The sequence below is a fragment of the Pseudomonas sp. St29 genome, from assembly GCF_001547915.1.
Classification (GTDB): Bacteria; Pseudomonadota; Gammaproteobacteria; order Pseudomonadales; family Pseudomonadaceae; genus Aquipseudomonas.
Genome location: NZ_AP014628.1, coordinates 192,755 through 207,624, shown reverse-complemented (window position 1 = coordinate 207,624; position 14,870 = coordinate 192,755). Strand labels below are relative to the sequence as shown.

The 14,870-nt window shown below is 57.9% G+C and carries 12 protein-coding genes; 3 read left to right on the top strand and 9 right to left on the bottom strand.

From position 1 onward, the window contains the following. Positions 1 to 84 precede the first annotated feature (84 nt). Complete coding sequence (locus tag PST29_RS00890; protein WP_060842121.1) at positions 85 to 936, top strand: hypothetical protein; 852 nt, start codon at positions 85 to 87, stop codon at positions 934 to 936. After that, positions 920 to 1,384, top strand: coding sequence for a hypothetical protein (locus tag PST29_RS00885; protein ID WP_060842120.1), 465 nt, complete (start codon positions 920 to 922; stop codon positions 1,382 to 1,384). Before PST29_RS00890 ends, PST29_RS00885 begins: the two co-directional genes overlap by 17 nt. Positions 1,385 to 1,402: 18 nt before the next feature. Here the strand turns inward: PST29_RS00885 and PST29_RS00880 are convergent, their stop codons facing one another. The 7 genes from PST29_RS00880 to PST29_RS00850 form a co-directional block, all read right to left on the bottom strand. Continuing rightward, complete coding sequence (locus tag PST29_RS00880) at positions 1,403 to 1,591, bottom strand: hypothetical protein (RefSeq protein WP_060836951.1); 189 nt, start codon at positions 1,589 to 1,591, stop codon at positions 1,403 to 1,405. Between the two features lie 72 nt (positions 1,592 to 1,663). Further along, entirely contained in the window at positions 1,664 to 2,332 is a 669-nt protein-coding gene (locus tag PST29_RS00875; RefSeq protein WP_060842119.1) for a hypothetical protein, read from the bottom strand. Continuing rightward, positions 2,329 to 2,910, bottom strand: a complete 582-nt coding sequence (locus tag PST29_RS00870) for an RNA polymerase sigma factor (RefSeq protein ID WP_060836949.1) — start codon at positions 2,908 to 2,910, stop codon at positions 2,329 to 2,331. The genes PST29_RS00875 and PST29_RS00870 overlap by 4 nt, the downstream gene beginning before the upstream one ends. A 37-nt stretch (positions 2,911 to 2,947) precedes the next feature. Beyond that, complete coding sequence (locus tag PST29_RS00865; protein WP_060842118.1) at positions 2,948 to 4,717, bottom strand: vWA domain-containing protein; 1,770 nt, start codon at positions 4,715 to 4,717, stop codon at positions 2,948 to 2,950. An 89-nt stretch (positions 4,718 to 4,806) separates the two neighbouring features. Beyond that, on the bottom strand, positions 4,807 to 5,367 hold the full coding sequence (locus tag PST29_RS00860; protein ID WP_060836947.1) for a YbhB/YbcL family Raf kinase inhibitor-like protein: 561 nt from the start codon (positions 5,365 to 5,367) through the stop codon (positions 4,807 to 4,809). A 222-nt stretch (positions 5,368 to 5,589) separates the two neighbouring features. Then, positions 5,590 to 5,853, bottom strand: a complete 264-nt coding sequence (locus PST29_RS00855; RefSeq protein WP_016966295.1) for a BrnA antitoxin family protein — start codon at positions 5,851 to 5,853, stop codon at positions 5,590 to 5,592. Beyond that, positions 5,831 to 6,109: a BrnT family toxin gene (locus PST29_RS00850; protein WP_060842117.1), complete on the bottom strand. Its 279-nt coding sequence runs from the start codon at positions 6,107 to 6,109 to the stop codon at positions 5,831 to 5,833. Before PST29_RS00850 ends, PST29_RS00855 begins: the two co-directional genes overlap by 23 nt. A 420-nt stretch (positions 6,110 to 6,529) precedes the next feature. Between PST29_RS00850 and PST29_RS00845 the strand changes: the two genes are divergently transcribed. After that, positions 6,530 to 6,796, top strand: a complete 267-nt coding sequence (locus PST29_RS00845; RefSeq protein WP_060842116.1) for a hypothetical protein — start codon at positions 6,530 to 6,532, stop codon at positions 6,794 to 6,796. Between the two features lie 77 nt (positions 6,797 to 6,873). Here the strand turns inward: PST29_RS00845 and PST29_RS31455 are convergent, their stop codons facing one another. Continuing rightward, the gene (locus PST29_RS31455) at positions 6,874 to 7,503 is read right to left on the bottom strand and encodes a hypothetical protein (RefSeq protein WP_148659588.1); all 630 of its coding nucleotides are present in this window, start codon (positions 7,501 to 7,503) and stop codon (positions 6,874 to 6,876) included. Between the two features lie 613 nt (positions 7,504 to 8,116). Beyond that, entirely contained in the window at positions 8,117 to 14,866 is a 6,750-nt protein-coding gene (locus PST29_RS00840) for a two-partner secretion domain-containing protein (protein WP_060842115.1), read from the bottom strand. Between the last annotated feature and the right edge of the window lie 4 nt (positions 14,867 to 14,870).

The window sequence follows — 14,870 nt, the reverse complement described above, 5'->3', positions numbered from 1 at the left end:
TTACCCGAACCAGGGCGATGCCGGGCGGCTGTCCTGGCGGGGCGCAACTTGCTACATTCGCCTCCCCCCGGACAGGAGGTCCCCATGCTCTGCCATCCGCTGTGCAACCAGCCCTTCAAGCCAGAACTCCGTGATTGGGTCAGCTGTTTCATGGGCGATGACATGCCCCCGGAGCGGGATGCCGAACTGAGCCGCTTCAACCCCAACGATCCCGAAGACCGCGAATACCTGATCCGTCATTACGCGTTGCGGCGCGACTATCCCCAGCAGAACTTCCGTCATCGGCACCGGCTGGTGCAGGTCCTGGAAGCGGCCCTGGATGACCCGGACCACGATTTCGAGCAGGTCTGGGAACCGGTCGAGAATGACGACGAATACGATCAATGGCCCAACCGTTGGCCGGCGGTGATCGACGACAGCCGGGACTTCTTCCAGCGCCTGCTGGTCGCGGCCCGGGAGCTGTGGCACGAAGATCTGACCCGCGCCCGGTTACCTTCACTGGCAGAGTGCCGGGCGATCCCGGAGCGGGATCGGGGCACCCGCGACTGGCTGTTCAACATCGACAACGCCGAGGCCTGGCGAGCGGTCTTCAATGGGGCGGCCACGCCCTATGACTTCAATACCCAGGGCCCGGTGTTTCAAGGCGAGCAACTGAGCCTGCAACTGTATGGCGACCTGGGGCGTCTGTCCGTGCCTTGCAACTGGCCGGCGAGCCAGGCCCCGACCCACTGCCGCCTGCTGCTCAAGGTGCAGGGCATCAGCGAACTGGCGGTCAGCGGTACGCGCTTCGACGGGCGTATGCGCACCCAACTCACCTGCCTCAACCCCGGTTATCACCTGCGTCTGGAAATCGGCTTCGACTGCGTGATCGAATGCGTGGCGCTGTCCGTGAACATCAGCGACGTCGAAGGAATACGCGATGAAAAGCAATTTTGAAGTAGCCCTGGAGCGTCAGGAAATGCCCCAGTTCTTTCGCGGCCAGGGCCAGTACCTGACCCGGGATGGCGATTGGGACGAGCACCTGTACTGCATCAACTGGCCGGGGATCTTCGCTTACCTGCGGGACCACGCCGACGGCGCAGAGCAACTGAGCAGCGCCTTCGAGCTCTACGCCTACAGCGTTGTGGAAACCATCGAAGATTGCTTCGGCCTGCGGGAAAACCTGTTCTGTTACTACTCGACTCGGACCTGCTGGGCGCCCGAGAGCGTCGATCTGCTTGCGCAATTGCCGGAGCCTTGCCGGCGACGCATCGTGCAGCGTTTGAGCTGGTATCGCTGGCAGGTGGAGAACCATGCCCGGCTGCTGCCGGAACGGGCCCGACGCATGACCGCGGACGGTGCCTGCGCCGAGTTCATCGACCTGCCGGCCTTGCCCTACAACTGAACCCGGCGGCCGCCTGAGTTATTCATCCTCGGCGGCTTCGGCGTCCTGCGGCGCTAGCGCGGCATCGTCCTGCGCCTCGGGGTCGGCGCCCTCTTCGGCCTCTTCCAGGCCAAAGTCCTTGCGACTTTCCTTGATGGCCTGACGGATATCCGCGCCCTTGATCGGGCAGTTCAACATTGCCGCTATACGGTCGATGCGGGGTGCCATGACCGGCCTCTCACTTTCTGGAAACTGCGCAGATAGTGCGCGCTTTCCCCGGCGACAGCCAACCCCCGCGCTTTATTGACGACGCAAGGCTTGCAGGCGCGCGTCCAGATCCTCCTGCGGATACTGTTCATGCAGCTGCAGCAACAGCTCGGCCGCCTCGCGGCTCTGGCCGCCTTCCCACAGGCGCAAGACCGCCTGAAGCTGCTTATCCAGCCGCTTGATGGTCCGCGGCTCGGCCGGGGCCGACATGCGTTGGGCCAACTTGCTCGACTCAGCCCTGGGCTTGGCCATCGCAGGTGGCGCTGCGTCGCTTAGCGCTTCCCGCTCTGGCGCCGCGGCAAAACTGCCCACAGGGGCTGCCGCAGTCAGGGGCTCAGGGACACTCAAAGCCCCGGCCAGCTCGGCGGAGCGTGGCGCCGCCTGACGCGCCATGGGCGCCGCTGGGGCTGGAGCGGGCGCGGGAACAAAGGCCTGCTCTTGTGGATAGTGCTCCGGAGAAGGCCGCAGCAAGCCAATGACCAGGGCCACGCCAAACAGGCTGGCAAAGGCCAGTTGATAGCGCGGCCGCTGGCAGGCGCGCATCCAGCGCTGCCAAAGACTCGGCTTGGGCGCAGGGGCTTCGCGGCGCGCAGTGGCCAGGATCAGGGCATCCAGATGGGCCGGTGGCTCCTGGGCGCCGTGTTGGCGGATGTGCGCCAGCATCTGCTCTTCAGGGGACGGGGTCTGTCGGGCGTCAGTCATGTGAGTACCTCCTCGGCCAGGAGCCGACGCAATTTTTTCAGCGCATAACGGAAGCGGCTTTTCACCGTTTCCAGGGGCGCCTGGGTCAGGCTGGCGATTTCTGGCAGTTCCAGGTCGCCGTGGGCCCGCAGCAGGAACACTTCGCGCTGGTCTTCGGGCAAGTCCTGCAAGGCGGCTTCGATACGCTGCTGGTCGCGGCACAGGCTCAGTTGCTGTTCGGGGCCGGGAGCCTGGTCGGTTTCGCCGTGCAGTTGTTCGTCGTAGCTGTCGTGCAGCGGGTTGCGCTGGCCGTGCTTGCGCCAGTGGTCGATCAGGCGGTTGCGCGCGATCTGATACAGCCAGGTACGAAAGCTGGCCCGGCCCTGGGGTTGGCTGGCGCTGCGGATCAGGCTGAGCCAGGTGTCCTGGTAGACCTCTTCCGCCAGCTCGGCCTTGCCGCACAGGCCCAGCACAAAGCCATACAGGCCCTGACGATGGCGCTGGTACAGCACCTCGAAAGCCGTCGGATCTCCGGCGCGATAACGCGCCAGCAGCGCTTCATCGCTGCTGGCATCGGTGGACATTTGGGGAGCAGACATGGGGCGGATGAACTCCTGTTCACTGCTCGTGATGTGGCTATTCAAGGCGGCTCTGCACCTGGCTCATGTCCACGGGCTGTGCCTCGGCCTGGGGCGCATTTCCCGCCTGGGTTTTCGGCGCCTGAGTTTGCAGGCTTTGCGCCAGTTCCACCAGTTGCACGAATTCGCCCCGCAGCCCGTAAGGATCCTCGCCCTTGGCGCCGCGGGCCAGCTTGGCGGTGTCGCTCAGGCTGAAGTTGCCGGTGTAGCGGCCGTCCTTGAGTTGCTGGGAGAACGCCGCCACCGCAGCGGCGAAGCGCAGGTCCGGGCTGGCGGCGGAAAGGCTGGCCGGCTGCTGCGCGCTGATCGGCCGTTCGATCAAGCGACTGCTGCCCCCTTGCGGCACCTTGTAGCGCACCCGCAGCATCGCCAATTCGCCCTGCTTACCGCCCTGTTGCGGCGCCTTGGCCGGTGTATAACGCAGTGGCTCCAGCCAGCCCTTCTCCCCCGCCGGGACGATTTCATACAAGGCGGTCACCGTATGCCCAGCGCCGATTTCCCCGGCGTCGACCTTGTCGTTGCTGAAGTCTTCACGCTTGAGGGCACGGTTCTCATAACCCAGCAGGCGGTATTCGCTGACCTGGGCCGGGTTGAACTCCACCTGCAGCTTCACGTCCTTGGCCACCACCGCCAGGGTCGAGCTGAGCTGGTCCACCAGCACCTTGCGCGCTTCGCGCAGGTTGTCGATGTAGGCGTAGTTGCCGTCACCGGCATCGGCCAGTTGCTCCATCAGGTGCTCGTTGTAGTTATCCACACCAAAACCCAGGGTGGTCAGGGACACGCCGCTCTTGCGCTTCTCGGCGGCCATGGCCTTGAGGCTGTCGAAGTCGCTGATGCCGACGTTGAAGTCGCCGTCGGTGGCCAGCAGGATGCGGTTGATGCCCTGGTCGATAAAGCCTTGCTGGGCCATCTGGTAGGCCAGCTGGATGCCCGAGGCACCGGCCGTGGAACCGCCGGCGGTGAGCTGGTCGATGGCGGTGCGAATCTTCGCCTTGTCGCGTCCGGAGGTGGGCTCCAGCACCACTCGCGATTCGCCGGCGTAGACCACCAGCGACACCCGGTCCTGATCCCGCAGTTGATCCACCAGCAGCTTGAGGGTGCTTTTCACCAGGGGCAGTCCTTCGCGGCGATCCATGGAGCCGGAGACGTCCACCAGGAACACCAGGTTGGCCGGGGCCAACTCTGCCACTGCACGGTCCGAAGCCTTGATGCCGATGCGCAGCAAGCGGGTGTGGGGATTCCACGGCGAGGGCGCCAGCTCGGTGGTCACGCCGAAGGGCGAACCGTCGGTGGGCAGGGCGTAATCGTAGGGGAAGTAGTTGACCAGCTCCTCAAGGCGCACCGCACCTTCCGGCGGCAGGCTGCCCTGGTTGAGCAGACGGCGAACATTGGCATAGGCGCCGGTATCGACGTCGGCGCTGAAGGTCGACACCGGCGCTTCGGCAACGCTGTGGATCGGGTTGTCCGCCAGCTTCTGATACTGCTCCCGGGCCTCGTCACGGTAGCCGGCCATGCTCGAATCGCGGGCGGCCATCGGCGCCGGCATGGGCGCGGACAAGCCGACCGGACGCACATTGCGCTTGATCATCGCGGCATCGGCGCGCTGCACCTCGTACTGTATTTCGGGCTCGGCCTGCAGCGCGCCCTGGGGCGACGCCCCGGCGGCGGATTCAGGCTTGGACGATACACCGCAACCGGCCACCGCCAGCAGCAAGCCGGCGGCGAAACCCTGGGCGGCCGGACGAAGAAAATGCAGGGGAAGGGACATGGGGGCTGACCTCGGGAAGAAATGATCCATTCCCCCCTTCAGACGAAGCCCCTGGGCGATTCGGGTTAAGCCCCGAAAAAAAATTTCACTTAGCGCGAATAGCGGCGCACCACGCTGCTATTGCGCAACACGTGGCCGTTGATCTTCTCCAGCAACTGGGCGCGGGTCAGTCCGGCGGGCAGCACGTCGGGCGCCAGGTCCAGGGCAAAGATCTGGATGATGTAGTGATGAGCGCTATCGCCCACCGGCGGGCACGGGCCCATGTAGAACGTGCCGTTGCGGCTGTTGAGCCCGGCCAGTCCTTCCAGGGTCGGCTTGGTGCCGGCGCCGGCCGGCAACTGGCGGGTGGTCGGCTTGATCCCGTAATGCACCCAGTGGTCCACGCCCTGGCCCTTGGCGCCGTCCGGATCGTGCATGACGATGGCGTAGCTCAAGGTGCCCTCGGGCCCGGCGGTCCAGCTCAAGGCCGGAGAATTGTTATGCCCGCCACAGCCCTTGGCATCGCTGGCATTGCCGGTGGTGAACAGCCGGTCATCCGAGACCCCGGGAATGTTCAGGGTAAAACGCTCCTGGGCCTGCACGGGAAACTGCAGGCACAGCAGCACGGCACCAGCGGCCAGCCAAGTATTGCGGGAGGCAAAGCGAGACATACGAAAGCACCTTTTTGCGGATGAGATCGGGGTGAGCCAAAAGACTATAGCCTGCAAGACAGAGCGCGCCGCTTCGTGCACGGCGCGGTGCAGATTGAGCTTGAGGACAGGGGTAGTTGTAAATGGATATTTCAGACAATCATCGCGATGGAGACCACCCTCCACGGCCGGCCAGAAAGAGCGGCGGGCCATCCGCCCGCCACCGGCAATGATGCGCAGACCTCAATCCCGATGGGCCTGCATGTACTGACGCAGCAATTGGTTGATCCGCGTCTGGTAACCCGCGCCCTGGCCCTTGAACCACTCCAGCACATCGGCGTCCAGGCGGATGGTCACGGCCTTCTTGCCCGGCAGGTGCACCTCGGCGCGGCGAAAGAAATCGTCATCCAGCTCGGGGATATCAGAAGTATCGATGCCCTGGTCATCGGTTTTCGCCAGGCGCTCCCAATCCGTTTTCGATCCGTCAGTTTTCGATCCGTTGGACATAATATTTAGCCTCCCGCTTAGTGGCTTTGCGCGCCGAGATGATGCGCACCGCTTGACCCCGCCGCTCGGTATGAACCACCACGCCCACCAGGGTCCTGATCCAACCGAGGCTGACCCAGCGCTCCTCGCCGTAGTCCAGGCGCTCATCGCGCAAGGACAGCACCGGACGCTGGAACATCAGCACCGCATCGTTGAAATCGATGCCGTGCTTGAGCAGGTTGGCGTGGTTCTTGGCCTCGTCCCATGCAACGTACATGAGCAATTCCGTATTTACAAATGTACATACAGGCTAGCCGACCGTTCGCCAAAAGCGCCCTGGGTAAACACCTGGAAATACAGTCGCAAGCGGGATGGGTGTGTACGGAAAAAGCCCTACAGCGTTCTCGGAAAAGACTTCGCCGTACTTGCCTTGCACCGCTGGAAGCCGGCGGCTTATAGTCCGGCCGTCGCCCAGATGGCGATTCGGGTTTGGCGACCTGGCAATAGAGAATGCAAACAACCTGCTTGCAGGTTTTTTTGCGCCCGCATGATTGCTCTATGGCGGTTGTGCGTGGGAGACCTTCGGGTCTGTCGGTTTTCTCTATTGCCGGCTCGCCAACCTGCGCACAACTGCCACCTATTGTTTGGCGACGGTAAGTGGACAGCCGCTCAACTAACGGAATAGAGAGAACTGATCATGAACCGCTACATGCCGCTCACCGGCCACGACTGCCTGATTCCTTCCCTGCTGATCGACACCCAGGCGCCCATCGACGTGCTGCACGACGCCGCAGCCTTTCGCATCCGCGCCGCGACCCAACTGCTGGAGCACTTCGCCGCCGAGACCCTGCGCAGCGAACCGGTGGTGCTGCAGGAACTGACCCTGGTGTGCAGCATCCTGCTGCGCGATGGCTGTGATCTGCTGGATGTGACATCACGGCGTTTGCAACTGCAAATGACCTAGTCAATAAATAAGGGCGACTTTAAAGTCGCCCGCTGCCTTTAGCGGAAGTAGCTCACTTATATTTTTCAGCAACACATTCATCCCCTTCGGCATTCATCACTTTTGAAATACATGGTCGGGATATCGATTTTTTTAGTGTTCACAAATATATCTGGAAGAGTTATCGAAAAATCGTCCAACTGCCCCGGCGATAACTGGACAGATATAACATTAGGTAGATTTTTCTTCGCTTCAAAAGTCGTCTGCATTTGCGGAGCAAAAATTTCTCTCTGATCTCCATTGCTCAATCGCAACACTATATAAGACGAGGATGCACTGATGAACGTAGGGTTCTGCGCATGCATTTTTTGCGTGACATGCGCTTGTCGAACAATGGCCTTGGCCTCTTTGCCGAAAGCCCATTGTTGCTCAGATTTATATGGATGAACCCCAAACTCAATTCTCAATTTAGTATCTGTTGCACCGGTAATAGATCGAGTAACGGGGTCAAATTCTGGCGTACCTGGCAGCGTGCTATAAACAGTCGCAATCACCGCTCCAGAAAAATCGCCAGGATTTACAATCCCATACCAAAAGGCACTTCGTCTACCATGACAAGTCGAATTAGAGTGGCCCTTATTTATACTCGTCGATTCAGGATGAACATAGGGGCCAACACTACATCCGAAAAAAAACAGGAAAGTACTAAAAAAAAACAGTCTCAACATTTGAGGTTTCCCCATCTCAATCACTTGAATATCAACTCCTATATTTCACGACTTCTCGCTTCTTTGAGTAGCCACCTCTTTCGTTGCTGCCTTGACTAGCACTCACTCCTTATTTCAGGTAACCGTGCTGAGCCAGCAGCATAACTTTTTCAAACCGGCTTCACCGAGCACATTTTCGAGCGCCTTAACCAAAACACTCTTCTTATTCATTATTTCCACCATCAAGAACAACACAACAGCGAGCATTGCCCATTTACTCAACCACAAAGCTGCTCGCCCCTATCTATAGCCATTAGACTAAAAAACATAACAACTTTTCGTGTTGGCGGTTTCATATCTCCAAGACTTTATAATGCCATCCTTTGAAACTAAAACAGAGTACCGGCAATCTCTTATCCAAGTTATGTAAAATCGCCTGCCCTCCCCTTCTTCGAGCACACGATCAAACACTTCATTTCTATTTACCGGCGACCAATACGAATCACCACACCCTCGACTACAGTCCGCATAGATATGGGACTCAAACCTAGTACCAACCATAGCGTTCATTCCTCCAACCCAATGAGAATATGAAGGAGCACAACCCACAAGAAAAAACAGCACCACGAAAACATTATTTTTTATCATGCTTTTTATCCACCTCGATAAGATGCCGATACTTATCATAGAGAGCACCATAATTAACAATCAAAGCAGGCGGCATGGTTCCGATATTTTCAGAAAATGACATCGGTGCGTTGAAGTCCTTCGGATTAATCATCCAAGTGTCGTGCAAGGTCGCAAACGCATTGAATCCAGGAACTTTGTTAAGCCCATTACTTATAGGCGTACCATGGCAAATCGAATAGAAACTGGCACAACCTAGCTCTCGATTCAGACCTATATTCTTGCCTTCCCTTATAACGCCGTCTTTCAATTCTTGAGGAACTAATCCACCCTCTGATGGAGTAAACACAGGACCTCCCGGCCTATCTACCCCAGGCCTAGCATCCGGCTCTCGCCCAGCTGAATACTGATACAACTCCATCAACGCACCAGTCGCTGCAATACTCAGCCACGTATCCCTGTCTTTACCACTCAAGGCCCCCTTCAGTGCGGTATTGGCTGCATAAGCCTTCAAGCGCCCGGCATAGTCATCGCCATAAACATAATTACCGTCCGCACTTAAAGTCCGCCCCATTTCGTTGGTAAAGGCCGCGCCGAAACCAGCGATCACAGCTCCAGTGGCGTATCCCTTCAAACTGTCTTCACTAAATACTTCCTTGACCACCTTGCCCAAATTACCCTTGTTGTTGATCGTGCTAGCCGCGGCAGTGCCCGCCATCGAAGATAACGCCGTAGTAACCATCGCATTACCCCACCCCGCCGCCGCAGTACCGACTGCAGTTCCCGCCTGAACCATCGCTGCATTTCCCGCAGCGGCCATTGCCGAACCGGACCCAGCACTCGCCCCCGCAGCCGAACCTATAGCACCGCTGGCGGCACCCGCCGTAAAAGCGGCGACGACGATGACAATAGCCAGCATCGCCCCCTGACCAAGACTTGAATGGCTGTATTTGAAGCTGTCATGAATCTCTTGCACTTTGCGCCAGTCCACATCCCCACGCTGCTCTGCCTCCTTGAGCCAGGCCAGTTGCGGATCCGCCTTGACCATCGCATCGATACTCTGACTGATGGACCGCTGGTCGATGTGATTGATATCGATCTTCAGTCCATCCAACGCCTTGATCGCTACCTTGCCTTGAGCTACCAACGCCGTCTGACGCAAGGTCTCATCGGTGTTGCCCTTACCTTTGGCGCTAGTCCAGGCCAGGCTGGAACTGCTCTTTTCGTGACTCTCCTGATGCAAGTCCTTCATCCCTTCAAAAGTGATGGCGCCACCGCTGTCGAGGGTCAAGTCGTTGCCACTGGTCAGGGAGGCAGCCTGGTAGGTCTGGTCACCACCACTCTTGAGGGTCAGATCGCCCCCACTGGAGATTTCACTGCCGACATGAGTCATATCGGTAACTTCGTCACGACGGGTTTTCTTGCCTCCCCAGGAACCCTTTTTCTTCATGTCATAAAGTGAGTAGTCAACGTCTTGCTGGGCCAACAAGTTCAGTTGATCGCCAGCAACCAGGTAGGCCTCATCACCAGCGTCGACCTTGCTGGAGATCAAGGTCAAGTCATTACCCGCAGACACCTTGACGTCCCCTCCAGCAATGACCGTTGAGGCCTGCTGGCTGATGTTCTGTTCCTCTTGACGAACCTTCTTGCCGCCTCCTTTGTAGCGGTAGGCGCTGGCCTCTTCGTTAGCCGCTGAGGTCAGTAGCACATCGTTGCCAGCATTCAGGTTGATGTTGCCAACAGCGTCCAAGTGACTGGCTACCACGGACAAATCATCGCTGGCATCGATCAGCAAATCCCCCGCGCTGTTGATCTCACTGGCGTGCTGCACAGTTTCACTCTGGCTCCAGGAGTGGCGCTTGTCTTGACGCGTCATGCCGTTGTTTTCTTCTGCAGCGGCGATGATTACATCCTTGCCGGCTCTGATCGTCGTATTGCCCGCAGCACTAATGGCTCCACCGATATTTTGTACGTCCTTCGCCGCGTTGATATTCACGTTGTTGCCGGACTCGATGCGAGCAGCGTTATCGACAACCGAAGTGGCCTGACTGAAACCAGGGCCGCTGGTGATTACGGTAGTAATGCTGCGATCGTTGTGAACATTGCCGCTCAAACTGGTGAGGCTTACATCTTGTCCCTTGAGGATGCCACCCTGGGCATTGATCAAGTCTGTGCCTGCCAGTACTTCAAGCTGCTTGCCTGCGTCCATCAAGCGAGCGTTGAGCAAGTCTTTGCCAGCAGACACCTTGAGGCTTTCACTGGCACGCAACGTCCCGGTATTACTTAGGTCGGTACCGGCAATCAGGGTCACGTCCTTACCTTGGATCAAGGCTCCATCAGCGGTCAGACGGTTATTAACCTGAGCAAGGTAGAGCACCGGCACCAGTACATGTTCACCATTGACCACCTGATCCTCCATCCAGACGATATCGTGGGTCAGGGCCGCAACTTGCTGTGAGGTCAGACTGACACCTAGGGACAAGTCCAACTGCTGTTTGCTGGCAATGGCGTTGTTCATCAAGTATTTGAACAAACCTTCATCGCTGGTCTGACCAGCGATGAAGCGCTGGCCAGTGCGTGCAATAAGTGCCTGCTGAATAAGACGTTGCTCATAAAGCCCATCGCCGAGACGCTTCCAACTGGTTTGCGGGTCGTAACCGAGGTTGCTCAACAGGTAGTCCGAGCTCATAAATTGCCTGAGGTCAGTCAGTGCAGAGTTGGTTTCAATCAGATACTTGTGCGAGCGGCCCGTCCAGTTCGCAGTAGAGCCTTTCACCTTAACAAGACCTTGTTCGGTGCTGCTCTGTGCTGCGTCTTGACTGTCAACCACCCGGAATAAGCCATTGTCGCCCGTGGGCAGGGTGAAACCTGGCAAATCAGTCGGATTGATCTGCTGCTGAGCAAGGTCCGGCGGCAATTGCGGATTGAGCTGCACGACCACAGGCTGAGTACGTGGACCAGAGTCAGCAGTCGCTGACTTCTGCGCTCCCGCCATGGGTATCTGGAACTCCACGACGCTACTGTTTATCAGAGTCTGAAGCGCTTGGATCGTGACGCTGCCGCCCGCCTGGATGACCGCTGCGGACAACAATGCGCCTGGATTGACGACGGTGATATCACCTACCGGTTTGAATGCATTCAACGCATTGACCGGCAATACCTTGGGTAATGCCTGCGCGTTATACGGATAGATGTAATTTGCCCGGAAGCGATTATCCGTACCGTCGGTAATACGCCCAGTATTCCAAGTGCGAACCCGAGTGGTCTCACCAGAAGTAGCGCCCTGATTGGTCAGGGTTTCAGCGGTGATCTTCAGGTCGCTGCCCGCCGCCATCACGCTGTATTGATTGAGCACAGTGTCAGCTTCCACTGTCAGGTTCGCACCACTTTGAATCAAGCCTTGAGTAGAATCCTCCTTAACCAAACTTCTGAAGGTCTCAGTGGCGATGTAGTCAACATTATGATGGTCACCGCTGCAGTCGTAACACTTCACACTGATAGAGCCCGAAACCTGCTCGTCGATAGTGCTAAAGATATCCTTGCGATTGATCAAGCTTGCAGTGTGCAGCGACATGTCTCCGGAAGACTCCATAGTACCGGAGATATTCTCTAGCCAGACATTGCGCTTAATGCCATCGCGCGCACTGATGTTCAGGGCGCCAAGGCTGAACACATCAGCATATAAGTTAGTAAAGACATCAGCCTGAAGTGTCAGATCCTGGCCGCTGAATATCAAACCCCGGTTATTGCTCAAGATACCGGCCTGCACCTGTGTCCCACCGTTCCCCCCCAAGGTGCCACGATTGATCAGTAAATCCGCATGTACCTTCAGATCACCGGCACCCGTGATACGCCCGGCGTTGGTCAATGCGCCACTACTGCCAATATTACTCAGCGTGCCACCACTCAACCGTGCGCCGCTGCCCAGGTCGATGCTGGCAGCATTGAAATCAAACTGCCCAACACTGCTAACTTGACTCTGCCCCGAGCCAGTATAAGCACCACTTAACAGCACCTTGAGGCTGCCATCACTGGCTAGTATCCCGGCATTGTTCCAGTTGACGCCCTTGGCGTTAAAACTCTTACCAGCATTTAAAGTGCCGCCCGCTAGTTGGGTAAAACTCGTTACGTCAATATCAAAATTGGCTGCTTGAATCGCCGAATTATTACTCCAACTATCTGCTGTGACCTTAAAACTACCCTGACTCAGCAGGTTGCCACCGACATTGCTGAAGCGCGCTATAGCCAAGCCCAACGAACCGTTACCCAAATGCCTGATGGCCCCGGCGGCGTTAGTAAAATCTGCCATATCCAGTATCAGATCGGCATTGGCCGTCTCGATCGTGCCGCCCTGGTTATCCAACAACTGTTTGAACTTGAGCTCGGTAGTACCCTGGGTCCCGAGGGAGCGCAGTTTGCCGTTCTGGTTGTTCAGGGCCAATGCATCGATGATCAGGCTACTGCTACTTTCCACCAAACCATGCTGGTTGCTCAGCGTCCCGCTAAGTCCGAAGTCCACTTGCTGGGCAGCTATCCGACCGTTATTGCTGTTGTCGAGGTTGTTTCCGCGCAAGCTCAAGAACTGCTTGGCCAACAGCGAGCCGCCAAGGTTTCGGATATCGCCACTGACAATATCCGTGTTTCCCACCAGAGCCGATATCTGCCCGCCTTCATTGAGCAGACTGTGCGTGCTTTCAATCTTCGCAGACTGCCCTTGAATCAACCCGCCCTTGCCCGAGTCATCAGGCAACATGCCATTGTTCAAGACGCCAGAGAGTTGGGTCTTTATCCAACTGGCAACACTGGCCAGAACACCACCACGGTTATCGATATGACGAGCATGCAGCACATCGAGACTGCCGGCCTGGGCGATAACGCTGCCACCCAAGTTTTTCAGGTCGTTATCCAGGTCAAGGATCAAGTCTCCCTGGCTAAGCAGACTCGCCTGGCTGTTATCGATGTTTACGGCTTTGACCTTGAGCGTTCCCTGGCTGCTGATCATACCTTTGCTGGCGTTGCTCAAGGTGTCACTCAGGGTCAGGCTCATGGCCTTTGCTGCAGCGATATAGCCGTTGTTACGGTTATCCAGGCTGTCAGCCACTAGAACCAATCGACCCTGGCTGATCAGCTTGCCACCCTGTTGTTTCAGAGTACCCAGAGTCAGGCTGATATCGCCTTTGCTGGTGATATTACCTTGGGTATTTTCCAGCATGAGGCCTTTGAGTGTGATGTCCTTTTCGGCCACTACTCTGCCGGTTTGGTTATCGATAGAGCCTGTATCAATATTCAGCGAGCTCTCACTGCTGATTACGCCTTGAGTGTTACGTAGCGTGGCAGCAGCAATCTGCTGTAAACCGTTGCTGGCTATGACGCCTTGATCACGGTTATCAAGAACCTGTTCGACGGTGACCTCAAGCTGTCCTTGGCTGATCAACGAACCGGTACTGCGGTTATCCAGATTTTGGGCCGTCACCTTAAGCGTGTCTTGTGCCGACAGGGTACCGCTCTGGTTGTCCAGATTACCCATGGTGGATACCGTCAGATTGCGGCTGGCAATCAGCGTTTTTCCGCGGTTGTTCAAAGACTTGGCCTGGACCCTGAGATCACCCTCAGTATTGCGGGTGTTATCGAGGTTGACGCCAGCTTCAACGATGCCGTTGTTGGTCAGTATCCCGCCACTGGTAAGCGCAATGCTATCGCGGGCTGCTAGAGACTGATGATGGACCTGAGCGCCTGAGGTACTCATCTCAATACGACTTCCGGCATATATCGGACCTGATGTTTCCAAACTCTGGGCCTTGGCGATAACTTCACCACTGGTCGTAGCCTCAGCAATTCGCAACTGGCCATTGGCATCTAGCTGTATATCGCCACCACTGGCGATCAGCTTGCCGTCGAGTTTCACCCCCACCCCGGCCTCGGTGCCCACCAGCTTGATCGCCCCGGCGTACATGCCGCCCAGGGCTGACGAGTCGATCGCCAGTTGCGGCGCATCCGCCGGGTTGGCGGTCCGCGACGTGGCGTTCAAGGTCTTGGCGTCGACATCGTTGGCCCCGGCGATCACCGCCAGGTGCTTGGCCTGGATCTCGGCGTTGATCTTGGCGCTGCGGGTGATGATTTCGAACTGGTCGATATTGCTCGCGTTGAGCCCCGCGCCTTCAATGGCGACGCTACCTTGATCCACCTGGTAACGCTGGAGCTGGCCGTTCTCGATCACCGGTTTGCCGGTGGTCAGGGTGGCTTTCGGGGTGTTGATGAAGCCGCAGCCGTTGCAGGTCACTCCGTAGGGGTTGGCAACGATCACATGGGCCGATTGCCCGGCCACTTCGGTGTAGCCCTTGAGCTGGCTGGGGCTGCCGCCGTTGACTTCGTTGAGGATCACATTGGCCGCGCGGCCACCCAGGTTGGGGTTGCCGAGGATGATCCCGCCAAGCTGGGTTTGCTGGGTGCGGTTGACGGCGTTGTTGAGGATCACGCCCTGTTGGCCGACGTTGTAGTCGCTGAACTGGTTGTGGGACAGGCCACTGCCATTGGGCGCGGCGATGTTGACGATGGGCACGCCATTGCCGGCCTGGCCGAGATTCGTGCCGCTGCCGTTGACCACGATGCCGTCGGCCATTGCCACCACCGGCTGCCAGAACATCATGTTGGCGAGGATGAACGCCAACCCGCGTTTCGACAGGCCCCAGAAGGTGTCGCGCGGTTGCAGGGCAGCCGAAGGCTGGCGGGCGAGGAAGGCGAGTTGGCGAACGTCCATGTCA